General features: G+C 61.7%; 18 protein-coding genes. 10 read left to right on the forward strand and 8 right to left on the reverse strand.

The features are described from left to right. Window positions 1-231 precede the first annotated feature (231 nt). Entirely contained in the window at window positions 232-516 is a 285-nt protein-coding gene (locus AB4N64_RS01140) for a DUF3509 domain-containing protein (protein WP_460121246.1), read from the forward strand. A gap of 173 nt (window positions 517-689) precedes the next feature. On the opposite strand, the gene AB4N64_RS01145 is transcribed toward AB4N64_RS01140, so the two are convergent. After that, window positions 690-1,538, reverse strand: coding sequence for a TIGR02285 family protein (locus AB4N64_RS01145; RefSeq protein WP_460121247.1), 849 nt, complete (start codon window positions 1,536-1,538; stop codon window positions 690-692). Between the two features lie 73 nt (window positions 1,539-1,611). Next, window positions 1,612-2,811: a CaiB/BaiF CoA transferase family protein gene (locus tag AB4N64_RS01150; RefSeq protein ID WP_460121249.1), complete on the reverse strand. Its 1,200-nt coding sequence runs from the start codon at window positions 2,809-2,811 to the stop codon at window positions 1,612-1,614. Window positions 2,812-2,956: 145 nt separating this feature from the next. Here AB4N64_RS01150 and AB4N64_RS01155 point away from each other — a divergent pair, with 145 nt between their 5' ends. From AB4N64_RS01155 to AB4N64_RS01165, 3 genes are all read left to right on the forward strand, one after another. Continuing rightward, window positions 2,957-3,499 (forward strand): YaeQ family protein, encoded by a 543-nt coding sequence (locus AB4N64_RS01155; RefSeq protein WP_460121251.1) that lies wholly within the window; start codon window positions 2,957-2,959, stop codon window positions 3,497-3,499. Between the two features lie 58 nt (window positions 3,500-3,557). Beyond that, window positions 3,558-5,267, forward strand: coding sequence for a single-stranded-DNA-specific exonuclease RecJ (gene recJ, locus AB4N64_RS01160; RefSeq protein WP_460121253.1), 1,710 nt, complete (start codon window positions 3,558-3,560; stop codon window positions 5,265-5,267). 312 nt (window positions 5,268-5,579) lie between these two features. Beyond that, window positions 5,580-6,686, forward strand: coding sequence for an NADH:flavin oxidoreductase/NADH oxidase (locus tag AB4N64_RS01165; protein ID WP_460121255.1), 1,107 nt, complete (start codon window positions 5,580-5,582; stop codon window positions 6,684-6,686). Window positions 6,687-6,808: 122 nt separating this feature from the next. On the opposite strand, the gene AB4N64_RS01170 is transcribed toward AB4N64_RS01165, so the two are convergent. The 4 genes from AB4N64_RS01170 to AB4N64_RS01185 all read right to left on the reverse strand — a co-directional run bounded on the left by AB4N64_RS01170 (window position 6,809) and on the right by AB4N64_RS01185 (window position 13,119). Further along, entirely contained in the window at window positions 6,809-7,930 is a 1,122-nt protein-coding gene (locus AB4N64_RS01170) for an OpgC family protein (protein ID WP_460121257.1), read from the reverse strand. A gap of 178 nt (window positions 7,931-8,108) precedes the next feature. After that, complete coding sequence (locus AB4N64_RS01175) at window positions 8,109-9,728, reverse strand: FMN-binding glutamate synthase family protein (RefSeq protein ID WP_460121259.1); 1,620 nt, start codon at window positions 9,726-9,728, stop codon at window positions 8,109-8,111. 71 nt (window positions 9,729-9,799) lie between these two features. Further along, entirely contained in the window at window positions 9,800-12,127 is a 2,328-nt protein-coding gene (gene bglX, locus AB4N64_RS01180; protein WP_460121261.1) for a beta-glucosidase BglX, read from the reverse strand. Window positions 12,128-12,318: 191 nt separating this feature from the next. Beyond that, entirely contained in the window at window positions 12,319-13,119 is an 801-nt protein-coding gene (locus AB4N64_RS01185; protein WP_460121264.1) for a helix-turn-helix transcriptional regulator, read from the reverse strand. A gap of 126 nt (window positions 13,120-13,245) precedes the next feature. On the opposite strand from AB4N64_RS01185, the gene AB4N64_RS01190 reads away from it, so the two are divergent. The 4 genes from AB4N64_RS01190 (at window position 13,246) to AB4N64_RS01205 (ending at window position 16,924) form a co-directional block, all read left to right on the forward strand. Continuing rightward, the gene (locus tag AB4N64_RS01190) at window positions 13,246-14,067 is read left to right on the forward strand and encodes a carbon-nitrogen hydrolase family protein (RefSeq protein ID WP_460121265.1); all 822 of its coding nucleotides are present in this window, start codon (window positions 13,246-13,248) and stop codon (window positions 14,065-14,067) included. 222 nt (window positions 14,068-14,289) lie between these two features. Beyond that, window positions 14,290-15,615, forward strand: coding sequence for an APC family permease (locus AB4N64_RS01195; protein ID WP_460121267.1), 1,326 nt, complete (start codon window positions 14,290-14,292; stop codon window positions 15,613-15,615). Window positions 15,616-15,842: 227 nt separating this feature from the next. Next, complete coding sequence (locus AB4N64_RS01200; RefSeq protein WP_460121268.1) at window positions 15,843-16,259, forward strand: NUDIX hydrolase; 417 nt, start codon at window positions 15,843-15,845, stop codon at window positions 16,257-16,259. Window positions 16,260-16,285: 26 nt separating this feature from the next. After that, window positions 16,286-16,924 (forward strand): LysE family translocator, encoded by a 639-nt coding sequence (locus AB4N64_RS01205; protein ID WP_460121270.1) that lies wholly within the window; start codon window positions 16,286-16,288, stop codon window positions 16,922-16,924. Window positions 16,925-16,942: 18 nt separating this feature from the next. Here the strand turns inward: AB4N64_RS01205 and metR are convergent, their stop codons facing one another. Together metR and AB4N64_RS01215 are read right to left on the reverse strand one after the other, a co-directional pair. Next, a complete protein-coding gene (gene metR / locus AB4N64_RS01210) occupies window positions 16,943-17,860 on the reverse strand; it encodes a transcriptional regulator MetR (RefSeq protein WP_460121272.1) in 918 nt (305 codons plus the stop codon). Window positions 17,861-17,992: 132 nt separating this feature from the next. Then, window positions 17,993-23,251, reverse strand: a complete 5,259-nt coding sequence (locus AB4N64_RS01215) for a dermonecrotic toxin domain-containing protein (protein WP_460121273.1) — start codon at window positions 23,249-23,251, stop codon at window positions 17,993-17,995. 217 nt (window positions 23,252-23,468) lie between these two features. Between AB4N64_RS01215 and AB4N64_RS01220 the strand changes: the two genes are divergently transcribed. Beyond that, window positions 23,469-24,500 (forward strand): alpha/beta fold hydrolase, encoded by a 1,032-nt coding sequence (locus tag AB4N64_RS01220; protein WP_460121275.1) that lies wholly within the window; start codon window positions 23,469-23,471, stop codon window positions 24,498-24,500. Window positions 24,501-24,629: 129 nt separating this feature from the next. Then, a complete protein-coding gene (locus AB4N64_RS01225) occupies window positions 24,630-25,295 on the forward strand; it encodes a DsbA family oxidoreductase (RefSeq protein WP_460121277.1) in 666 nt (221 codons plus the stop codon). The last annotated feature ends 13 nt before the right edge of the window (window positions 25,296-25,308 follow it).

Consider the following 25,308-nt stretch of genomic DNA (forward strand, 5'->3'; position numbering starts at 1 on the left):
ATCGTTGACGTTCATCGCGAGCATGCTCGCTCCTACAGGGAGGGTGCAGCGCCGCGATTCTCCCGACCAACGCCCCCCCGCTGTTTTTTCCCTGTCATCTTCGCCATGCATCCTCCATAGACCAGAGACGCCCCCGCGCTCTGCATCCCGAACTTTCTTCTCGTGCCGGCGGTCATTAACTTTAGACACGCCCCTGGCACTTCGTTTTCGGACTATTGAGTGGTGATCGAGATGGAAAGTATCTGCCTATTGCTCGGTGAGGCGCTGAGCCCGTATCAAGTGACGTTGACCCCGTCCGGTGCCCATGGCGAATGCCTGGTGACATTGAAGGGCACGAGCGGCGCCATCGTGGTTGAACGGGAATTCAATCAGGCCCAATTGACCGACAAGCGTCTTCTCACCGATGTGGTCGACGGCTTGCACCGTGACCTGATGATTGCCGAAGGGCGCCTGGAACCCTGCGTGATTGCGGCCTTGCGCAATGCCGCGCAGGGCAAGCTGGCGGCCCACCTGTAAGTGAATTTTATTTCACGGGAACCTTCCCGGCCCAGGGTCAGTCAGAGCATGTAGCAGCAGGATCAAGCATTGTGCTCCGGTGCTTGGCGCTTGCTGCTACTGGTCTTGATACAGACCACGTTTAACCCCGAGTCGTCTCCCCACTTCTCGGGGTTTCTTTTGCCTGCGATTTGTCACGGCCGGCCTTGTTCTTCGAAGTATCGCCTGGACTCCTCCAGGTAAGTGCCGCGACTTTCCGGGTCCAGCCAGGCAGCGTAGGCGTCGGTGACCGTCTTGTGAGGCAGTTTGCGCAATAACTGGTTGATCTCGACGATGGCCTGCCGACCTTTCGGCGTGTCGGTGCAGCCAATGTAGCCCGACAGGTACTTCTCGGCGCCGAGAATCGGGTAGAACTGCAATTCGTCCTCGCTGATTCCCTGTTGCTCGGCCTGATAGCGGATTTCCGGGCGGTAGCCCAACAGGAAGCGCAAGCGGCCCAGGCGCTGCATTTGCAGAAGGCTGCCCAAGGCATCGTTGCCGTAGTGTGCGGTGAGTGATCGGGCGGGTGCCTGTTTGAGCAGGGCATCGAGAAACACGCCGTAGTTACGTTCGCCAATGACGCCCAGTTGTTCGCCGCTACTGCTCAACAACGCCGCCAGATCGACCTCGCCGTTCTGGATGTACGGCGCAATGATTTCATGGTCAACCCGGCGTACCGCCAGGCCGTTGCTCATGGCGCGAAACACCGGGAGGGAAAACGCAATCCAGCGCTCGCGCTCCTTGCTCCAGTTAAGGGCCGCATCGCACGTCAGGGACGGTTCGTGGAGCATTTGCAAGGCACGGGCGCGATTGACCCGCATCAATACATGCCGGTACTGCGGCATGTCAGTGGTCAAAAGGGGCAACAGTTGATCGATGACGCCCTGGCCCTTTTTGGGGCCTTCGAAAATCATCAGCGGCGGCAGGTCGCGCAACAGCCAGATCATGGTTTCCCTGGGTTGGGCCATGGTCGACGCAACCGGGCTCGCGAGCAGGAACACCACTGTCCAGGCGCATACGACTTTTACCCCGCGCGTAACGGCGTGCGGGGTGAAAAGGGCAAGCGGACGCCTCAGCCTAGATAGCCCCGTCTTTACGCAGTTGTTCGATCTGTTCCTTGTCGTAGCCAAGATCGTTGAGTACCTGCACGTTGTGTTCGCCCAACTGCGGCCCGACCCATTGCGAAGTGCCAGGTGTATCAGAGAGTTTCGGCACGATTCCCGGCATCTTGAAATCTTTGCCATCAGGCAGTTTCGCCTGGAGGAACATCTCCCGCGCCAGGTACTGCGGATCCTTGAACATGTCCTCGGCGCTGAAGATCCGGCTGGCAGGAACTTCGGCCTGATTCAACCGCTCCATGACCGTCTGGAGCGGCAGCGAGTTGACCCAGCGATCGATCACCCCGTACAGCTCGTCCCGGCGGCTGTCGCGTCCGTCGTTGCTGGCCAGTGTCGGATCATTGGCCAGATCCTCGCGGCCGATGATCAGCATGAAACGCTTGAAGATCGCATCGCCGTTGGCACCGATCTGCACGTGTTTGCCGTCGGCGCTCGTGTGGATCGACGAAGGCGTGATGCCGGGCATGATGTTGCCGGTACGCTCGCGGATAAAGCCAAACACGTCGAATTCCGGGACCATGCTTTCCATCATGGCAAAGATGGCTTCGTACAGGGCCACGTCCACGACCTGGCCCTGGCCGCCGTTGACCTCGCGATGACGCAGGGCCATCAACGCGCCGATCACGCCCCACAGCGCGGCAATCGAGTCGCCGATGGAGATCCCGGTGCGCACCGGTGGTCGGTCGTCGAAACCGGTGATGTAGCGCAGTCCACCCATGGATTCACCGACGGCGCCGAAACCCGGTTGATCCTTCATCGGGCCGGTCTGGCCGAAACCCGACAGGCGCACCATGACCAGTTTCGGGTTCAGCGCGTGCAAAACCTCCCAACCCAGGCCGAGTTTTTCCAGGACCCCGGGCCGAAAGTTTTCGATCAGGATGTCCGCTTCACCCAGCAGTTTTTTCAGGATCGCCAGGCCGTCCGGGTGTTTGAGGTTCAGGGTCACGGACTTCTTGTTACGCGCCTGGACGAACCACCAGAGCGAAGTGCCTTCATACAGTTTGCGCCATTTGCGCAACGGATCGCCGCCATCGGGGGATTCGATCTTGATCACTTCAGCACCAAACTCGCCGCAGATGCGCGAGGCAAACGGCCCGGCGATCAATGTCCCCAGTTCGATGACTTTCAAGCCGGAGAGCGGTTGGGTAGAGAACGACATGCAAGATCCTGTAGGGCTAGGCTGGCTGAAAGAGCGTTTTAGCACAGCCAGCCGTCCGGCGCGCAAGGTTGATGATCAGCAATTGGTTGATTGCTCGTCGCATCGGTTAAACTTGCCGCCTTTCCACGTATCAAGAAGCCCGTTCATGGCCCAGCCGTCCACGACCTACAAGTTTGAACTGAACCTTACCGACCTCGACCGCAACATCTACGAGTCGGTAAAGCAGACCATCGCCCGTCACCCGTCGGAAACCGAAGAGCGCATGGCTGTTCGCCTGCTGGCCTACGCCCTTTGGTACAACGAGCAACTGTCGTTTGGCCGTGGTCTGTCTGACGTTGATGAGCCCGCCCTGTGGGAAAAGAGCCTGGACGACCGCGTCCTGCACTGGATCGAAGTCGGCCAGCCGGACGTCGATCGCCTGACCTGGTGCTCGCGCCGTACCGAACGTACCAGCCTGCTGGCCTACGGTAGCCTGCGGGTCTGGGAGGGCAAGGTGATTCCGGCGATCAAGAACCTGAAAAACGTGCACATCGCTGCGGTACCCCAGGACGTGCTGGAAACCCTGGCCCAGGACATGCCGCGCGTCATCAAGTGGGACGTGATGATCAGTGACGGCACGGTTTTCGTGACCGACGACCGCGGCCAGCACGAAGTCCAATTGCAGTGGCTGAGTGGCGAACGCGGCTGATTTTTCAGCGTATCGACCGGTTTTATCCTCCGTATTCAAGAGAAGCACCCGTTACCCCATGCGCATCGAACCTCGCCTGTTGCCTGAAACCCTGCCATTCCTCGGCGATCTGCCGCCATTGCTGACGCGCCTGTACGCGGCGAGGGGCGTGCAGAGCGAGGCTGAACTGGACAAGAGCCTGGCGCGGTTGATTCCGTTTGCGCAGCTCAAGGGGATCGACGCGGCCGTGGATTTGTTGGTGACGGCGCTTGAGCAGCGCCAGCGGATTCTGATCGTCGGTGACTTCGACGCGGACGGCGCCACCGCCAGCACCGTGGGCACGCTGGGCTTGCGCCTGCTGGGTGCGGCACATGTCGACTACTTGGTGCCGAATCGCTTCGAGTACGGCTACGGCCTGACCCCGGAAATCGTCGACGTGGCACTGACCCGCTCGCCACAGCTGCTGATCACGGTGGACAACGGCATCTCCAGCGTCGAAGGCGTGGCGGCGGCGAAGAAGGCGGGTCTCAAGGTACTGGTCACCGATCACCACTTGCCGGGCGATGAGCTGCCGCTCGCCGATGCGATCGTCAACCCGAACCAGCCAGGGTGCAGCTTTGCGAGCAAGGCACTGGCCGGCGTCGGGGTGATTTTCTATGTGCTGATGGCCCTGCGTGCGCGCTTGCGCAGCCTCGGTTGGTACGACAACAAACCACAGCCGAACATCGGTGAGTTGCTTGATCTTGTGGCGCTGGGCAGCGTTGCCGACGTGGTTCCGCTGGACGCCAACAACCGGATTCTGGTGCACCAGGGCCTCGAGCGGATTCGCGCCGGGCGTGCGCGGCCAGGCATCAAGGCGATCCTTGAGGTGGCCAAGCGTGATCACACACGCATCACGTCCACGGACCTGGGCTTTATCGTGGGCCCGCGTCTGAATGCGGCGGGGCGCCTGGACGACATGAGCCTGGGCATCGAGTGCCTGCTCACCGACAGCACCGACCTGGCCCGGGAAATGGCCCTCCAGCTCGACGGCATGAACCAGGACCGCAAATCCATCGAACAGGGCATGCAGCGCGAGGCGATGGCCCAGCTCAAGGACCTGCCGATGGAATCGATGCCCTTCGGCCTCTGCCTGTTCGACCCCGAGTGGCACCAGGGAGTTATCGGCATTCTGGCATCGCGGATGAAAGAGCGTTATTTCCGCCCGACCATCGCCTTTGCCGATGCCGGCGATGGCCTGCTCAAGGGCTCGGGGCGTTCGGTCCAGGGCTTTCACATCCGTGACGCCTTGAGTGTGGTCGCGGCGCAGCATCCCAACCTGATCAGCAAGTACGGCGGTCACGCCATGGCGGCGGGCCTGACGCTGCCGGAAGCGAATTACCCCTTGTTCGCACAGGCCTTCGATGCCGAAGTGCGTCGGCAACTGCGTGAAGAAGACCTGACCGGGCGCCTGTTGTCAGACGGCACCCTCGCGGTCGAGGAGTTTCACCTCGAATTGGCCCGGGCCCTTCGCCACGCCGGCCCATGGGGCCAGCACTTCCCGGAGCCGGTGTTTCACGGGGTGTTTCAGTTGGTGGAGCAGCGCGTCGTCGGCGAGCGGCACCTCAAGGTGGTGCTGAAAAGCGAATGCGGTTCGGTGAAACTGGACGGCATCGCCTTCGGCATCGACCGCGACATCTGGCCGAACCCGACGATCAAATGGGTTGAACTGGCCTACAAGCTGGACCTCAACGAGTTTCGTGGCGTGGAAACCGTGCAGTTGATGATTGCGCACATCGAACCACGTTAGCCCACAGCCTTTCTTCTGTAGGAGCGAGCACGCTCGCGATGTTAGCCCAGACACCGCTGGCATCCAGACAGCCCGCAGTGTCTGGACTACCATCGCGAGCATGCTCGCTCCTACAGGGAAAGGGAGAGGCCAAACCGGCAGGAACCCCGCAATCCTCTCTGATGTCGACTAGGCTCTAAGCACTGCTTGATTGGCCTTGTGACGTCTTGTCGAATCTTTTGCCCGCGGGGGCGGGTGTTGCACCTTGTTCATGTCACTCGTCGACTTGTCAAACAGAACCCTGGAGCCTGACCACTGATTGAGAGGTGCCCCATGAGTCTGCTGCTTGAACCCTATACCCTTCGCCAACTGACCCTGCCCAACCGCATTGCGGTGTCGCCCATGTGCCAGTATTCCAGCGTCGATGGCCTGGCCAATGACTGGCACCTGGTGCACCTTGGCAGCCGCGCCATCGGAGGCGCCGGGCTGATTTTTACCGAAGCCACGGCCATCACGGCCGATGGACGTATCACCGCGCAGGACCTCGGTTTGTGGGATGACCAACAGATCGAACCCTTGCAACGCATCACGCGTTTCATCGCCGCCCAGGGGGCTGTGGCGGGCATTCAACTGGCCCACGCCGGGCGCAAGGCCAGCACCCACCGGCCGTGGATTGGTAAACACGGAAGCGTCAAACCCGAAGACGGTGGCTGGACACCTGTCGGCCCTTCGCCGATCGCCTTCGACCCGCAACACACCCAACCCAAGCAGCTGGATGAAGGCGAGATCGCCGAGGTGATCCAGGCATTCGTGGCTTCGGCCAAGCGCGCGCTGACCGCCGGATTCAAAGTGGTGGAAGTTCACGCCGCCCACGGCTATCTGCTGCATCAGTTTCTGTCACCGCTGAGCAATCAGCGGCGCGACCAATATGGCGGTTCGTTCGAAAATCGCATCCGCCTGGTATTGCAGGTCACCGAAGCGGTGCGCGCGGTGTGGCCTGAAGAGTTGCCGGTGTTTGTACGGGTATCGGCCACCGATTGGGTGGAGGACGGTTGGAACCCGGATGAAACTGTCGAGTTGGCGCGACGCCTGAAGGACCTGGGTGTGGACCTGATCGACGTGTCCTCCGGGGGGACGGCGGCCAACGCCGAGATTCCCACCGGCCCCGGTTACCAGACCCGTTTTGCCGAGCGCGTGCGCAAGGAGTCCGGCATGGCCACCGGCACAGTGGGCATGATCACTGAACCGGCGCAGGCCGAGCACATCCTGCGTACCTGCCAGGCCGACATCATCTTCCTCGCCCGGGAGCTGCTGCGTGATCCGTACTGGCCGTTGCACGCCGATGACGATCTGGGTGGGCGCAAGGCCACTTGGCCAGCGCAGTACCAGCGCGCGACCCACCGTGATCAGCCGATTCATGAGTCGGATTTGCGCGATTGATTCAATAGGTATGCGGTTACCCATGTGGGAGCGGGCTTGCTCGCGATAGCGGTGAATCAAGCGCCATTGATGTCGACTGACACTGCGCTATCGCGAGCATGCTCGCTCCTACAGGGGGATGTTCAGGCAGGTACGGCGTGAGCTCGATTCAGTTGTTTGTTGAACTCCAGCCACGCTGCCAGCAGCGCCATCAACCCGGCGCCCACCAGTGCGGTGAAGATCTGCATGGCGAAGGCATCGTTGGTCATGGCGTTGATCATGTCGGCCAGTGGTGCCAGCAGTACGCCGAGGCAGAAAATTTCCAGGGAGTAACGCCCCATGCGACAGGACTGTTGCGCCCACCAGTTTTGTGTCCAGCCGGTGTCCGGCAGCAGCTTCGCCGTGACATACGCCATCGCCAGGAAATGCAGCAGGCGCACGGGCGACAGGTCGGTCTTGCTGATCGGGTAGAGCACATCACTCAACCACGCGGGCATCACGGCGTCGTGAATGTCCGGCCAGCGCCAGGAGAGGGTGATCACGCCGGTGATGACCACATACAACGCGGCACTGACAAACAAAGGCTGGTGAACCAAGGGTCGGTGATCGGCTACGCGTGCTCGCTGGCCAAGGCTCGCGGCGGCGCCGCCCAGGACAAACAGCAGTTGCCAGACCACCGGGTTGAAGTACCAGACACCGTCCTTGATGGCCGCCAGATTCCAGCCGAACCACGGCGCCAGCAGATACACCGTCAGCGAAATCGCCACCGCCATCCACGCCCTGTGTACCAGCAGTGGCAGCGCCAGCGGCAAACCGGCCAGCAGCACGATGTACAGCGGCAATGGGTCCATCAGGTTGGGTTTGAAACGCAGCAGCAGTTCGTCCGTCAGTGCCTGTTGCGGGTCGGTGATGAAATGGTGCATGCCCATTTCTTCCACCAGGTCGCGGGTTTCCACATGGCTGTTGGCGAAAAACACGATGCCCATCAGCATCGCCAGCAAGAAAATATGCACCACATAGAGCACCCAGGCGCGGCGCAGGATCTTCAGGCAGGCGAACAGGTAGCCATCGCGCTTGAGGATTTTCCCGTAGGCCAGGACGGCGGCATAACCGGCGAGAAACACGAATATCTCGGCGGCATCGCTGAAACCGAAGTTGCGTGGGGTAATTTGACCGAGCGGGTTATGCGGCACGTGATCCCAGAAGATGAAGATCAGGGCCAGGCCTCGGAAAAAGTCGATTCGGTGATCGCGTTCGGACGTCATGACAGCGGTCTCGGGAACGGGTATTGAGATAAGGAGTGGCCGGCGGCATCAAAGGTTGCGCGCCGCACATCGGCGGCGCGCAGGGTGGACTTATTTGCTGACAATTGCAAAATCCCCGGTATTACTGGATGTCTCAAACCTCCCCGTGTGTTTGACCGGCCAAGCTGTTCTCCGATGTTTACGCCGCGACGACATCATTGGGCTCAAAACTGTCTGCGCGTGCCATCTGCCACATGCGCGAATAGAACTCGCCGTTGACTTCCCCGGTGAGCAATTCACCCGGCTTCAAAAACACATGCAACTGAGAGAACAGCTTGATTTCGGTGGCCGACATGCGACGCACCAGGTGTTTGGCTGACAACTGCGATGGATGTTCGAGGCCGGCGGCGGCGAGCATTTCCGCCAGACCCTTGAGGGTGTTGCGGTGGAAGTTGTAGACGCGCTGAGCCTTGTCCGGCACGACCAGGGCGCGCTGGCGCAGGGTGTCCTGGGTGGCGACACCGGTCGGGCATTTGTTGGTGTGGCAGCTTTGCGACTGGATGCAACCGATGGCAAACATGAAGCCACGCGCCGAGTTGGCCCAGTCGGCACCGATGGCCAGGACGCTGGCGATGTCGAACGCGCTGACGATCTTGCCGCTGGCGCCCAGCTTGATCTTGTCCCGCAGGTTCAGGCCCACCAGGGTGTTGTGCACGAACAGCAGGCCCTCGCGCATCGGCACGCCGATGTGATCGGTGAACTCCACCGGCGCGGCGCCGGTGCCGCCTTCCTTGCCGTCAATGACAATGAAGTCCGGCAGGATGCCGGTTTCCAGCATCGCCTTGGCGATGCCCATGAATTCCCAGGGGTGGCCCAGGCAAAGCTTGAAGCCCACCGGTTTGCCGCCCGACAGTTCACGCAGTTGCTGGATGAACTGCATCAGTTCGATCGGTGTGGAAAACGCGCTGTGCCGTGAGGGCGAGATGCAATCCTCGCCCATCAGGATGCCGCGGGTCTCGGCGATTTCCCGGGTGACCTTGTGTTTGGGCAGAATCCCGCCGTGGCCGGGTTTGGCGCCTTGAGACATCTTGATTTCGATCATCCGCACTTGCGGTGTTTGCGCCTGGGCGGCGAAGCGTTCCGGATCGAAGCGCCCCTCAGGCGTTCGGCAACCAAAATAACCACTGCCCAGCTCCCAGGTCAGGTCGCCGCCGTTTTCCCGGTGATAGGCGCTGATGCTGCCTTCGCCAGTATCGTGGGCGAAGTTACCCAGCTTGGCGCCCTGGTTCAGCGCACGAATGGCGTTGGCGCTGAGCGAGCCGAAGCTCATGGCCGAGATGTTGAACACCGACGCGGAATACGGCTGCGTGCATTGCGGGCCACCGACCGTAACGCGAAAACTGCTCGGGTCGCTCAATGGCGCCGGGCGCATCGAGTGGCCGATGAATTCGAAGCCGGATTGATACACATCGATCAGGGTGCCGAAGGGTTTGTCGGCGGTTTCATTTTTCGCGCGCGAGTACACCAGTGAGCGTTGCGCTCGGGAGAAGGGCAGGGCATCGCTATCGGACTCCAGCAGGTACTGGCGGATTTCCGGGCGAATGCCCTCTACCAGATAACGGATGTTACCCAGGACCGGGTAATTGCGCCGCACCGCGTGCGGGCTTTGCAGCAGGTCGAACAGGCCGATCAAGCTCAGCACCAACGTCACGGCGGTGAACGGCCAGAGCCAGTCATGCTCGAGGAAGGGCAGGCTGGCGAGGGTGAAGATCACGCACGCGGCGAAGAAGGCATAACGGCTCAGGAGTGACAGGCTCATACGGTTTCCCTGGGTTCGGACGGGCAGCCTGCATTTTGCGCCCGTCGGTAAACCGTGAACAAGGCAAGATCTCAGTTCTCGCCAGACGCGAGCCTTTTGTTCATCGGCAGAAACGGCAGGGGCAGGCGCGGTATCGCTGAACCCAGACCCTGCAACTGCGAGCCCCTGATGACCTGGAAGCTTGCCTGGTTAAGGGTGGTGGAACTGCCTCCGACAAAAACCGTGAACGTTCCGGGCTCCACGACTCGTACAAAGTCCTGATTGAGCAGGGCAAAGTCGTCCTGATCCAACCTGAACCGAACCTTGCCCGCTTCGCCAGGCAGGAGCCTGACCCGCGTGAAACCGCGCAGGCTGCGCACGGGGCGAGTCACGCTGGCCACGTCGTCGCGCAAGTACAACTGCACAACTTCCTCACCCTCACGTTCGCCGGTGTTATGCATTGTGACTTCCACCGTCAGGGCCTCATCGGGCGAGAGCACGGTTTTATCGAGCTGCGGTGGATCGTAGGCGAAGGTTGTGTAGCTCAAACCATGGCCGAATGGATAAAGCGGCGTCCAGGGATGATCGATGTACTTGGAGGTATAAATCAAATGCTGCCGAGGGGCTCGCCCGGTACTTTTGTGCCCGTAGTAAATGGGCACCTGACCCACCGACCGGGGAAACGTGATAGGCAGCTTGCCGCTTGGATTGACGTCGCCAAACAGGATGTCGGCCACGCCGTTGCCCATTTCCGAGCCCAGGAACCAGGCCTCGAGGATGGCCGGGACTTGCGCGTCCAGGCGGGAGACTGTCAGAGGACGGCCATTCATGAGAATGACGACCAGGGGTTTGCGCGTTTCAACCAGACGTTCCAGGAGGGCTTCTTGAGCGGCGTTCAGCCCAAGGAATGCGCGACTGTTCGCTTCGCCGCTCATGGACGAACTTTCGCCAAGCACGGCGATCACGACGTCCGCACCCAGGGCGGCGATCATCGCCTTGTCGATGCCCGAACGTTCATCGCTGTGAGGGGAGGCCCCGGCGACGTAAACCAGCTGGCTGGCGGGGGAAATTGCGCGTTTGATTCCTTCAAGCACGCTGACCGTCTCATCGAGGCGGGCAATACCTGGGTAGGGGCCCAACGCGCCAGTCGAATCATCAGCCAGCGCCCCCACGACCACCAGCCGGCGAATATTTTTGTTCAGGGGTAATAGCTGATTTTCGTTTTTCAGCAACACAATGGATTTCTGCGCGGCTTCGCGCGCCAGTGCGCGATGCTCAACGCTGGCAGGCGCTCGTTCGCGGGCTGGGTCGATGTAGCGATAAGGGTCATCGAACAGTCCCAGTTTGTCTTTGGCCAGAAGCACCCGGCGCACTGCATCGTCCAACGCGCGCTGGGACACCTGGCCGCTCTTGACCAGCGTCGGCAGGCTCCTGGAGTAGATGCCACTGGCCAGGTCCACGTCCACCGTCGCGTTCATGGCCTGTTGGACCGCCGTCGCGGGCAGATCCGCAGTGCCATGGTCCATCAGTTCCTCCACGCCGTCGTAGTCGCTGATGACTATTCCGGTGAAACCCCATTGGCACCGAAGCGTCTCCTTGAGCAGCGATTGACTGGCGTGCATCGGTGTACCGGCAATCTCGTTGAGCCCCGGCATGATCGCATCGACGCCGGATGCCACGGCGGCCCGAAAGGGCGGCAGGTAGGTTTCGTGCAGAGTGCGTTGCGAGAGATCGGCGGTGTTGTAATCGCGCCCTCCCTCGGCAGCGCCATAGGCGACAAAATGCTTGGCCGTGGCGAGCATCATCTGCGAACGCTGTTCATGGGGGTGTGTTGGAACGGGGCCATTGCCAACGGCTCCGTGCAAGCCACGGATGCGGGCCGCTGCCAGCGCCGAAGCGAGAAAGGGGTCTTCGCCCGCACCTTCGGTTACCCGTCCCCAGCGTGGGTCCCGCGCAATATCGACCATGGGGGCCAGGGTCCAGCGTACGCCACTGGCGGTGGCTTCCACGGCGGTGGCTCGGGTTGTGCGTTGCGCCAGTTGGACGTCCCAGCTCGCGGCTTCGGCGAGTGGCGTGGGGAAAACAGTGCGAAAGCCATGCATTACATCGTAGGAAAACAGCAGCGGAATATGCAGGCGCGATTCCTTCATGACCTTTTCTTGCAGTCGTCGCGTGGCATCAGCGCCGTAGAACCCGATGACCGAGCCCGTTTCCGGGGGCACATAGCCTTCTTCACCCTCTATGTTCTCCCGGGAGTCGGCCCGGTTGTAGCGGACGAGTTGGGAGAGTTGGCCCAGTTTTTCTTCAAGGGTCATGCGCATGAGCAGGTTGTCGACCCGATCATTGCTGACAGTTTCACTGGCGGCTGGAAGGGCCTCTGCCGCCAACCCGAAGACCGTCGCCACTGCGGTGCCAACCATGAGTCGGCGAGCCTTGATTGGCCATGGATTTAACCGCGCTGGATTGACAGTCGGCATTGCTGCTGCGCCCTCGGCCCATGAGCCGATTCAATCACCTGAGGTGAGTGTTCATGAGTGGGCGGGCGGTTGCTACTGTCATAAATAACAGGTTTTTGTGGTTTTCGATCAACGGTCGCCAGGCACGGGGAGCGTCAGGCGCTTTGGGCCTGCAGGAAAATCGAGAACAGCTCGGACTGCGATTTGATCCCCAGTTTGCTGTACATGTGTTTCTTGTGGACCTTTACAGTTTCGATGGAGATTTCCAGCTTGCGGGCAATCTCTTTGCTCGAGCAGCCGCTGAGCATCAGGCGCCCGACATCGAGCTCCCTGGCGGTCAGTTGCGCGCCCTTGATTTGCTGCACGGAGGCTTCGAGCTGCACGCGCCAGTCACCTCGCATCGGCGCGGGTGCAAGGGCCACCACCTCGTTGATTTCATAGGGCAGTCGCTGGCGCAACAGGCCGAGCACCCACGGCTGGATCAACGATAGCAGGGCGATCTGTTGGGCGTTGAAGGGCTGTTTGCTGCCCAGTGAAAGGCACAGCGTGCGCTCGCCTTCGAGCTGGCAATTAAACTGGATTTCGTCGGCCACGACGTTCACGCGAAAGTATCGTTGGTAGTACTCGGTGAGTTCGAAGTGCTCCGGCGCCACCTCCGACAGACGGTAAAGACCGGTACGGGATTGCTCGCGACAGGCGATGTAGAACGGGTCCAGCAGGTACAGCCCGCGCAAGTAGTCCTGGAACAATTGATCCGGGCCACCATCAACGCCCGGGCATTCGGCAAACACCTGCGGGTGCTGGTCGGCGCTGAACAGCAGCGCCACCCAGCTGTCGCAAGGCACGTACTGATCGAGCAGGCGCACCAGTTGCGTCCAGAAGTTGGGCTTGTCCAGGGCGTCGATCAGTTGTCCCACCGAGCGGTGCCAGGCGATGTCGTCCAGCGAGAGTGTCATGGCTGTACCCCTATGGTGTTACCCCGGCCGCGTGATTCCCTGACCGATTACTTGCTGCGCATACTGGCGCACAGACACAGGCCGGGCAATCTTTCTGCTGCCCGGCCACCAGAACAAGGAATACCGATGAAGGTCGAACTCGCCCAATTGGCTGGCCGTGACAACGACACGGCTTACAACCTCGAACGTGCATTGGCCGCGATTGCCGCCTGCGCCGCCGATACGCAATTGATCATGTTCCCGGAAAGCCACCTGATGGGCTTCCCGTCGGCCGACACCGTGGCCAGCGTCGCCGAGCCGCTGGACGGCCCGACCGTCAGCGCCATTGTCGCCGCCGCCCGTGAGCGCCACATCGCCGTGGTGATCGGTACGGCCGAGCACGACAACGGTCGTTTCTTCAACACCACCTTGCTGATCACGCCTGAAGGCATCGCGCTCAAATACCGCAAGACCCACCTGTGGGCCTCGGATCGTGGCGTCTACGAGGCGGGCGACCGCTACGCCACCTGCCTGTGGAACGGCGTGCGAGTCGGGCTGCTGATCTGCTACGACATCGAGTTCCCGGAAAGCGCCCGTGCCCTGGCGCAACTGGGCGCCGAACTGCTGATCGTCACCAACGGCAACATGGACCCTTACGGCCCGACGCACCGCACCGCGATCATGGCCCGAGCCCAGGAAAACCAGGCGTTCGCCGTCATGGTCAACCGGGTGGAAGAGGGCGATGGCGGCTTGCTGTTTGCCGGCGGCAGTGCGCTGGTCGATCCACTGGGCACGCTGTTGTTCGAAGCCGGTCGGGATGAGGGGCAGTTCGCGGTGGAACTGGACCTGAATCAGCTGACGGCGGCCCGCCAGGACTATCGCTACCTCGATGACCAGCGACTGAAGTTGCCGGGGGAGTTGGTAGAACATGCTGATGGATTGCGGGAGTTGATGATTCCCAAGGGCTGATCCGGATTTTGGGGTGTTCGGGCTGGCGCCATCGCGGGCAAGCCCGCTCCCACAGATTCTGTGAACGCCAAAGATCCCTGTGGGAGTGGGCTTGCCCGCGATGAGGCCCGCACAGCCAACAAGACTGTTTGACCCTTCATCCAATAACAACAACGCAACACCAAAAATACCTACGCCGAACTCGGTTCTGCCATAAATCTAATAATCGCGGAGTAGTCGCTCATGGCTCGTTTGCAACGCACCCTTTCTCTGGGGTCGGTGGTGCTGTTTGGCATCGCCTACATGACGCCGATCATCGTGCTCGGCACGTTCGGCATCCTCGCTCAATCCACCCAAGGCATGGTGCCGGCGGCGTACCTGGCGGCACTGGTGGCGATGTTCTTCACCGCCATGAGTTATGGGCGCATGGCCTCGGCATTTCCCGTGGCCGGCTCGGCCTACAGCTACGTGCGCAAGGCCATCAGCCCCAAGCTCGGCTTCATTGCCGGTTGGGCGGTGTTGCTCGATTACCTGTTTTTGCCAATGGCCATCTGGCTGATCGGTGCGGCGTACCTGTACTCCGCGTTCCCGGCGGTGCCGCAATGGATCTGGGTGCTGGCATTCATCGGCATCACCAGTGCGATCAACATCGTCGGCCTGAAACTGGCCAACGGTGTCAACGCCCTGCTGATGCTGGTGCAGTTCCTGGTGCTGATTGCCTTCGTCGCGCTGTGCGTGCATTACGTGGCGGGCGATGCAAGCACGCCGCTGTGGTCGGTGAAACCGTTCTTCAATGGTGACATGCAGATGCCGCTGATCATGAGCGGTGCGGCCATTGCCTGTTACTCGTTCCTGGGGTTCGACGCGGTCAGCACCCTGACGGAAGAAACCCGCGACCCGCGCGGCACCATCCCAAGGGCGATCATGTTGATCACCCTGATCGGCGGCCTGATCTTCGTCGGCGTGTCCTACTTCGTGCAGATCGCGCACCCCTCGTTCCAGTTCGACAGCGTCGACTCGGCGGCCTATGAAATTGCCCGCAACATCGGCGGCGACCTGTTCGTCTCGATCTTCCTGATCGGCCTGATCGTCGGCCAGTTCGCCTCGGGGCTGTCGGCCCAGGCCAGCGGCTCGCGCCTGTTGTTCGCCATGGGCCGCGACGGCGTGCTCCCCAAATCCTTCTTCGGCACCCTGCACGAACGCTTCGGCACGCCGATCAACAGCATCCTGCTGTGCGCCGTGGTCGCGTTGCTGGCGCTGAAGCTTGACGTCACCACCTCGACCTCGTTCATCAACTTCGGCGCGTTCCTGGCCTTCAGCCTGGTCAACTTGTCGGTGATCTTTCATTATTGGATCGGCGGCGAGACAAAAGGCCTGCGCGAGTTCGTCCTGTTTCTGCTCTTCCCCTTCATCGGCCTGGCGGCGGACCTGTGGCTGATGGTCAGCCTCGATCACCTGGCGATCTACCTGGGGTTGAGCTGGCTGGCGGTTGGCGTGGTCTACCTGGCCGTGTTGACCGGCGGTTTCCGTCGCCAGCCACCGGAGATGGATTTTCAGGAAGCGGCGTAACCGCTCCCCCGATTCAACCCTGTTCCCTGTAGGAGCGAGCATGTCGAGGCGTCGAACCGTCGCGATGGTCGTCAACGATCACGCTGGCTGTCTGAGTGCCCGCGGCGTCCCTGAGTCCATCGCGACGGTTCGACGCCTCGACATGCTCGCTCCTACAGGGGCGTGGGCAGGATGACGATGCGGTGGACTCATGCGATGCTTGCGGCTTTTCCAAGGTCGCACTCCCCATGACTCTCTCCGCGCGCACTATCCGCATTGCCGCCGCCCTGTTGATCGGTCCCGACGGTCGCACCCTCCTTGTGCGCAAGCGCGGTACTCTGGCGTTCATGCAACCGGGCGGCAAGATCGAGGCCCATGAACAACCGGTACAGGCCCTGGCCCGTGAGCTGGAAGAAGAACTGGGCTTGATCGTCGATCCGGCGCAGGCCGCTTTCCTGGGACAGTTCTCGGCGCCTGCGGCCAACGAGCCGGGTTTTGTCGTGCAGGCTGAACTCTTTCAACTGTCGATTGACGCCGACGTGACACCGGCGGCGGAAATCGAAGAGGTGTGCTGGATCGACCCGGCCACCGAGAGCGGACTGACATTGGCGCCATTGACACGCGACTGGATCCTGCCGTTTTATCGAGCCTCACTGATCGCCTGATCACTCACGGACCAAGGACCGTTCCCATGATCCCGCTTCACGATTTGCTGATCTTCGCCGCTGCCGCGCTGCTGATGGTGCTGACGCCGGGGCCGAACATGATCTACCTGATCTCACGGTCGATCTGCCAGGGTCGCAAGGCTGGGGTCACGTCCCTGCTCGGTGTGGTGGCCGGGTTTTTCGTGCACCTGTTCGCTGCCGCAGCGGGTTTGACGGCGGTCTTTCTCGCCGTGCCGATGGCCTATGAAGTGTTGAAGTGGGCCGGTGCGCTCTACCTGTTGTGGCTGGCATGGCAGGCCGTCAAGCCGGGCGCGCGCTCGCCGTTCGAGGCGCAGCAGTTGCCGCCCGACTCTGCGCGCAAGCTGATCAGCATGGGGTTTCTGACCAGTGCGCTGAACCCGAAGATCGCGGTGTTCTACCTGTCGGTGTTCCCGCAGTTCATCTCGCCAGAGCATGGCTCGGTGTTCACCCAGAGCATCCTGCTGGGCCTGACCCAGATCGGCGTCAGTTTCAGCGTCAACCTGTTGATCGCGTTGTTCGCCGCGGGCATCGCGTCCTGGTTCGTCAATAACCCGACCTGGCTATCGGTGCAGCGTTACTTCATGGGGTTCGTGCTGTCCGGGCTGGCGGTGCGGTTGATGCTGGAGCAGCGCAAGGCCGCGTGATCAACAGCGTTCACGCGGTCATTTGACGGCACTGACACCGTCCAGGGTCGAGAACGAAGTGTCCTTGGCTGTCAGCAGGAAATCGCGCATGTACGGCGCATCCAGCATGTCAGTGCGCACCGCCGCGTACAACGTGGCAAACAATCCCTTCTCGCCCAGGCGCTTGGCCTTCACGTAGCCTCGCGCACTGTATTCATGCAGCGCCCAGTGCGGCATGCCGCACACGCCACGGCCGCTGGCGACCAATTGCATCATCATCACCGTCAGTTCCGAGGTGCGCACCTGCGCCGGCTCGATGTCGGCCGGTTCCAGGAAGCGGGTGAAGATGTCCAGCCGATCACGCTCCACCGGGTAGGTGATCAAGGTCTCCGTGAGCAGGTCTTCAGGGACGATGTACCCCTTGCTCGCCAGGCGATGCTGGTTGGCGACCGCCAGCATGGCTTCATAAGTGAACAGCGGCACATAGGTAATGCCGGCGATCTCCAGCGGATCGGACGTGACCACCAGGTCCAGGTCGCCACGGGCGAGGGCGGGCAGGGGGGCAAAAGAGAAGCCCGATGCCAGGTCCAGTTCGACTTCTGGCCAGGCGTCGCGGAACTGGTCGATGGTTGGCATCAGCCACTGAAAGCAGCTGTGGCATTCGATCGCCATGTGCAGACGTCCTGCGGTGCCACCGGCCAGCCGCGCGATGTCGCGCTCGGCGCCGCGCAGCAACGGCAGGGTCGCGTCAGCCAGTTGCAGCAGGCGCAACCCGGCGCTGGTGAACCGCACGGGTTTGGTCTTGCGCACGAACAGGGGCATGCCCAGGCGTTCTTCCAGTTCCTTGAACTGATGGGACAGCGCCGATTGCGTCAGGTGCAGGCGGTCAGCCGCATCGACCAGGCTGTCGGCTTCGCGTAGGGCGTGCAAGGTTTTCAGGTGACGGATTTCAAGCACCGGGGGCTCCATGAACAAAACTTGATGTCAGTGCGGACATGTTGAGTTTGTCTCATGTTGGGTGGGTCTGTCGAATTTCTCCGACGATGCACTTCACCTTGTAGGAGCGACGTCGCTCCTACAAGGGCAGGGTCACAGCGTTTCAAAATACGGCAACACCGCCGACTTCTTGCCGATGTCGGCGTATGGCAAGTCGGCATTGTGGGCGTGGGTCAGGAAGCGGTGTTCCGGCAGTTTCAAATGAGCTTTCTCGAAGGCACTGAACGCCGCCGAAGCCTTGGCGTAGTGAAAATGTGCATACCACACCACTTTTTCAGGCGTTTGCGACAGGTCCCAGATTTCGTACTCCTGCATATGATCGGTGCGACCATCGCGACGTTTGCCGAGGTTTTTCATTGGGCTCACCTTGCGCACTTCGACCACGCCCTGGCCGATCAGATCTTCAAGCATGCCGTCAGTAGGGGCTCGGGTCTTCAACGACTGGCGGGTTCGCAGTGCGCGCCCGGTGGCGGTCAATTCAGCGGCCTTATCCCTGAGCTGGGCGATGAGAGCGTTTTGCGGCGCCAGCTCTTCGATGCTGCGGGCGCGCAGGGTCAGTTCGTTGGCTTCGCTGAGCATCATGTGTTCCAGGTCGACCGGCAGCATGTCCTGGGACGCGTAGGACTGCACACGTGTTTCGTAGGCGGGTTGTGCGTTGAGGCGTTTGCGCGCCTCTGTCACTAGCGATTCCAGGCTCCTGGGTGCGGGTGAAGCCAGTTGTGGTTGCGGGTTCAAAAGGCGGGATTTACCGTCGGAGGCCGGCTCCCAGATTTCCACGCGGCCGTCCTGCCCGGTGAGGGTGTACTGGCGCTGACCCGTTGCCGGTTCCGTGCGCTCGGTACCGATCAACCATTGATCGTTTTCGGTCAAAAACACCTTTTTCGTGCGCTGGCCGGATGGCGCGGCGGGCGGTGATAGGTCGAGGCCCTTTCGTGCGCGCTCGGTCATTTTTTCCAGGGCATCCAGCAGGGGGGAGACGGCTTCCAGATGGAAGTGCTGCGGATAACTGGCAGTCCAGGCTTTCATGTCGCGGCGGAACTGACGGTACTGTTCGATGCAGTCCAGCAGGATTTGGTTGCGCTGCGCCCGAGTGGCGGTCACCTCCGGCAGGCTGAACTGCGTGAACAAGGCCCGGTCGACCCGGGCGCGTTTGAGTTGGGTCTGGTTTTGCAGGAGGAACCACGACAGATCGCTGGTGCTGTCGTAACGGGTCACGCTTTCCAGCAGATGTCCGGTTCGCAGGTACAAAATGTTCGACTCGCTCAAACGCGTGTTCAGTTCGTTGACTTGCGCGGTCATCTGCGCCCTGTCGCTGCCCAGGGTGATGCGTTGATACCAATGATTAAGATCGCCCCGGCGGGCCTCGATCGTATCGAACGACTTGAGGATATCCAGGCGCAGTTTCCTGATGTCCTCCAGCAGCACCAGCCGCTTCGTGAGCGCTTCCACCGGTGTCGCATCCAGCGTTTCCGTCAGGTCGTCGGCGCGGTCCAGCAGCGGTTGCACCCGATGATTGTCGAAAATCAGACGGCGCCTGTAGCGGTCGGTCAGCAGCAGTGCGCCGTTGCTCTGAAACTCCACCAGCACCCGGCGCTTGTTGCCGTGAGTGAGAGGCAGCAGTTCGGCGAGTGTCTGATAGTACCTGTTGCCCAGTTCAATATCGGCGATGCAGGCCGCTTCGGCAGCGTCCATCAAGGCCGGAACACGCTCCGGGCTGGCGTCGTATGCCGCCAGCCTGGCATCCGTGTGTTTGACCTGGGCATCGATTTTCAGGGCGATGGAGTCGGCGGTCTCGGTCAACTCATGGTGGCGACGGAACGTCCGGTCGACCCACCAGCGCGGCAGCCGTTGGCGAATCGCTTCAGGCCATAACGGGTCCAGCGCGCTGGCCAGGTGCCCGGGCAGGTTTCCGCCGCCCCGGCCGCCACCCTCGAAGGTCGTGCCGTAGACCCCGAACCAGGTGTCCCAGCGCCCCGATTCATCCAGGGCAATCGGCTGTTGGTAGGTTTTTCGACTGTTGCCGAGCAGACGCCACTGACGCGAGTGGTTGCTCAGTTGCACCTGGAAAATGCGGCCCTGACGCACGATGAAATCGCCGTCGGCGTGCCGATAGACATGGCGGTAGAGGCCGTGGGTAGCCGGTTGCACTGGCCACAACGAGATCGGGCGTTCGTATTCGTAGCCGGCGAAGCGGGCCGCCAGATGGCGCTCGTGGCGCGTTGATGGTGCGGACCATGCGGCTTTTCCAGCAGTCAGTGCCCGCAACTGGCGAGCACGGGTCAGTTGCCGGGCCGCCGGCGCGAGCGAAGACACGGCTGCCTCGCCCGGAAGCAGGTCCATGGCGGCGTCGATCAGGCAAAGCAGCACCGTGCGCAACTGCGCGACACCGTCACCGACCTCACCGCGCAGAAACGCGACTGTTGCCTGGTTTGCCGCCGTCCAGGCGTCGTAGAGGGCAATGGCGGTGCCGACGAAAGGCAACATGCCCAAGGCCATTTTTATGTAGTTGAAGGCGCGCGGGCCTTCCAGCGCATAACGCTCCAGTTGCAGGGTGGCGTTGGAGCGAGACGTGTCGCGATGGGCGATGATCAGCCGTCCCATATGGGCATCGAGCAAATGTGCAGCTAACGAGGTGGATGCCGGCCAGGGCGTTCCGATGCCGATCATTGCATCGAAGTGCCTGAGCGACGCTTCATTGATGCGGCTTTCATGCGCCCGGACATCGCCCTGCAATGCGCGGCCGGCGAGGTACTCAAGCATCCTGTCTTGCAGGCACAGGTTGAACAAAGCCTTGCGCGCAATTTCCAGGTTGTCATAGCGGCGCAGGAATTGACCATCGGGACTGTCAGGCAAGTACAGTAACGTCGTGCCGCTGACCTGTTCCTGAATAAACGTTACGCCAGACAAGGTCACCGGACCTTCATCGGGTGTGTCCTTGCCGCCCACCGTCAGGCGCGCTGGCAGCAGGACAATACGTCGGTCATCGACGCGCCAGTCCGCCGGGGTGCTGGCGTCGATGGCAATGCCCAGAATGGTGAGATCGTCACGATTGATCTGTTTCTGCAGCCGCGCGCATTCGCCCTGCAACTTGAGCATCAATCGCCAGGGTTCGATCAGGCATTCGCGGCGGTGCTCGCGTACGAACGATGTTTCACTGGCCGAGCCCCTGAAAGCTTCGATGATCCGTCGTTCGTAGGCGTTGGGCAGGTCCAGCTCGGGGATGACTTTGCGCAGGTAAGTGGGCGTTAAACCGTTGAGCAGGCGCACGCGTTCCTTGTCATCGTCGGCGGTGATTTGCCGGTGCATCAGCACCATGCGCTGTGACAAGGGATCCTGTTGCACCGACTGCTTGCTGTCGATATTGAGTTGCGCCAACGCTTCGAGCGACATCCTGCTGCGCTGGGGGCTGGCGACCATGACGGAGGTCGGCACCGGTCCGGTGGGGCCTGCGCTGTAGCGTGTCTCCCAGGTGACGGCATCGGGGATATCCAGTTGCACATCAAAAGCGCCCTTGAGCGAGAAGTCTTTGCGCAAACGGGCTTGCAGGTGTTTACGGGTGAACTGGTTGCGCGGTTCCAGAGCGATCGTCAGCAGCTCGTGGCTGTGGGCCATCGCCGGCAGGTAGGCCTCGATCAGGGCTTTGAGTTCACCGCGATCAGCCATCGACAGCTTGTCGAGCCAGTCGGGCAAATGGGCGGCGAGCGCGACGCTGCGATCCTGTTCAAGCCGATGCGCCCACACCAGGTTTCGGGCCGCGTCCACGGGCACCTGCAAGGCTGCCAGGGCGTTGGCGCGCAGTGATTGCAGTTGTTCGGCACGCTGCGGTGCATCGTCGGCGATGGCCCTGGCCCCTGTTTCGAAGTCGCTGGTCAGTTGTTTCAGGCCGTGTTCCAGCGCGTCGCCGCTGAGGGGGTGTACGTGCAAGGCGGCAACCTTGTCCTGTGGCGCGATCTTGAACATCACGCGCTCCAGCTCGCGACGATTGGCGAAACGTTGCAGACCGCCGCCGGCTCCGGGCCAGTAAAGCAACACGCTGTGGGGCGAATCGGCATCGGCGAGCGCGGCAGCCACGGTGACGATGAATGCACCGTGCAGGGCATGAGTCGTTTGCTCGTCCGTCACTTTTGCCACGCTCAGGCTGGCGGATACCCAACCGGTGTCGGCAGCGTCGAGCACGGCCAGCAGTTGCCTGTATTCATCTTCATCGAGTTGTTTGAGCGCCCGTTGCAGGGAGGCTTCGGCCTTCAGCCCGGCCCTGTGCGCATCGAGCAGCGCCGTGAACGTGCGGTCGAAGTTGGCGGGGCGCGGATGCTGAAGCAAGGCTGCCGCAGCCGCGTCCGCATCCAGCTCGGCCTTCTCCAGGGTTTGCTGCGCATCGTGCAACGGTTGCAGGTCCGCACCATCGCCCATCGCCTGGATCAAGGCGTCGAGCGCATTGCGTTGCCGGTTTAATGCGGTCTCGCGCACGGACCACGGGATGTCGGCGTACAGGCTGCCGAATAGCGGCTGTTCGTCGCCCTGCGATTGCGAGGTTTCGAGCCGGGGCGGTGAGGCGATGACGGGGCTGTTGCGGCGCTTGGGGTATGCCTCGTCAGACAGGGCCAGGGTGCCGTTGCGCAATGCGTTGACCTGCGCCTGTTGATAGTGGGCGAACAGGTCGCTGGCGCCAACGCTCATCGGGTCGAGGTGTGCGGTGTATTCGATGCGCAGGTTACCGCTGGGCAGGCCCTGCGGCACCAGTGCCTGGCGAGCCAGCCATTGCTCCAGGGCGCTGCGCTGTTCGAAGCTCGCAATCGCAATGGGCCGGCTGGGCAGATACAGCAACAGGCCGCCATCCGTCGATTGCTCGAGGCTGATGACCCAGGCGCCGGTGAGTTTGATGCGGCTTTGATTGCTGAGCACCAGTGCCAGTTGTTCAGCCCGAATGGGTTGGGGGTTGGGTGTGGATTCGCCGGAATCGATGATCGACAGCAGCGTCTGGTGCTGCTGCGCGCTGATGGTTCTGTGGGCGAAGGACCAATCGGCAGCCGCCTCGACATGCTGACGGTAGAGCTCGATCGCCCGTGATTGCCGCGAGACCGCTGTGCCCGCAGCGCGAGCACTCCAGAAGTCGCGCCAGCATTCGTTGAGGACCTGCTGTGGGTCGGTCTTTGGTTGTGTGAGCACGCGCGCGTTTATGTCGTGGCTGGTCGGTACGCTGGCGGCCAGTTCTCCCAAGCCCTCGGCGCTGTCACGCCAGCGCCTTAGAGCGCTGAGCATCAAGCGTTCGTCATGATGCCGGGGCAGGGGTGAGGGCGTCGGGAGGGCGAGCAGTTCGGGAGTGGGTAGATTGGGCAGGCGTCTATCAATCATGGGGCTTGGCTCGGTGGGGGCGGGATATCCGCCGTGAGCGAGCCATTTAAGAAAACCTCTGGCGGGCGTTGGCACTACATAGTTATGACGGCAGGCGCAGACGCGCAGACGACCGCTGGGCAATTTTCATCAAACTGTCACGCAACTGTGGCAGCGCGCTTGAACGAACTTCATCAGACTCGCGCTCTACTGGGGTTCTGCGTTTCGGTGTTTTTTCATGTGTGCACGTTTTTTTTCCACCGCGGTTTTTGTGGCCGCGTTGTTGTTCGGCCTGCCATCTCTGGCGGCGTCTCGATGCGATGTCAACGTTGCGACCGAACGGGTCGATCTGGCGCAGGTGAGCCTGGCGTACCAGAGCATCGGTCGTGCCTCGGACCCCGCGTTGCTGCTGGTGATGGGCCTGGGTGGACAGTTGATTCACTGGCCGGATGAGGTGGTGGTTGCGCTGTGCCAGCAGGGGTTTCGGGTGATTCGATACGACAATCGCGATGTCGGGCTCTCGACCTGGCGTCAGGCGCCCATCGACGCCAACCTGACCTTTGAAGTGCTTCGCTACAAACTGGGCCTGCCGGTGGCGGCACCGTATTCGCTGACGGACATGGCCGACGATGCGCTGGGCCTTATGGATGCCCTGCACATCGAACAGTTCCACGTGTTGGGTGCGAGCATGGGTGGGATGATCGCCCAGCACATGGCGGCCATGGCGCCGCAGCGGGTGGAAAGCCTGACCTTGATCATGACCACCTCCGGCGCCGAAGGCCTGCCGGCACCGAGTGCAGCGCTGGTGCAATTGCTGTCGCGTCGTGGCGCACCGAATCGCCAGGTCGCGCTGGAGCAACAGGCCGATTTGCTTGCGGCACTGGGCAGCCCGACGGTGAGCGATGATCGCCAGGCCTTGTTGCAGCAGGCGGCCGTGGCCTATGACCGTGCCTTCAACCCCGAAGGCGTGAAACGCCAGATCATGGCGATTCTCGCCGAACCGAGTCGGGTGGCGCTGCTCAATCAGTTGCGCGTGCCGACGCTGGTGGTGCATGGCACGGCCGATCCGTTGCTGCCGGTCATGCACGGGGTGCATCTGGCCGCGCATATCCAGGGCAGCCAGTTGCGCCTGATCCCCGGTCTGGCCCATCGCTTCCAGGAAGCCTTCAAGGCGCCGCTGTTGGCGGCAGTGTTGCCGTACTTGCAGGCGCATCGCGAGGACACCTCGCATTGGGCGCAGATTACCGCAACGCAGCCACTGTCTCTGTAGGAGCGAGCTTGCTCGCGATGCGGTGTGTCAGAAACACTAATGCCCACTGACACACCGCCATCGCGAGCAAGCTCGCTCCTACAGGGGAGCCGGGTGTATGTTTGGACTTTGCCCCCTGCGAGGTCCGTGATGAGCACTCCCCTGAAAATCGATTTCGTCAGCGACGTGTCCTGCCCCTGGTGCGTCGTCGGCCTGTACGGCCTGACCCGGGCCCTGGAAGAGCTGGGCGATGAAGTGCAGGCCGAGATCCGCTTCCAGCCGTTCGAACTCAATCCGAAGATGGGCGCCGAAGGGCAGAACATTACCGAACACATCAGTGAAAAATATGGCTCCACGCCCGAACAATCGCAGAAGAATCGCGAAATGATCCGTGCCCGTGGCGCCGAGGTCGGGTTTGCCTTTCGCACGGATGGCAACAGCCGCATCTACAACACCTTCGACGCGCACCGCTTGCTCTACTGGGCCGGGCTGGAAGGGTTGCAGTTCAATTTGAAGGAAGCGTTGTTCAAGGCGTATTTCAGCGACGGCGGCAATCCGTCCGACCACGGCCAGTTGGCTCTGATCGCGCAAAGTGTCGGCCTCGACGCGCAACGGGCCGAAGCTATCCTGGCTTCGGATGAGTACGCGGGCGAGGTCCGCGAAGAAGAACAACTGTGGTTGTCCCGAGGGGTGAGTTCGGTGCCGACGGTGGTGTTCAACGGCCAATACGCGGTTACGGGTGGGCAGCCAGTGGAGACGTTCGTCGGGGCGATTCGTCAGATCATCAGTGAAGCGCAGACGAACGCCGACCGCTGATCCCGAGAGGTTG

The organism is Pseudomonas sp. S2_C03 (assembly GCF_054668405.1).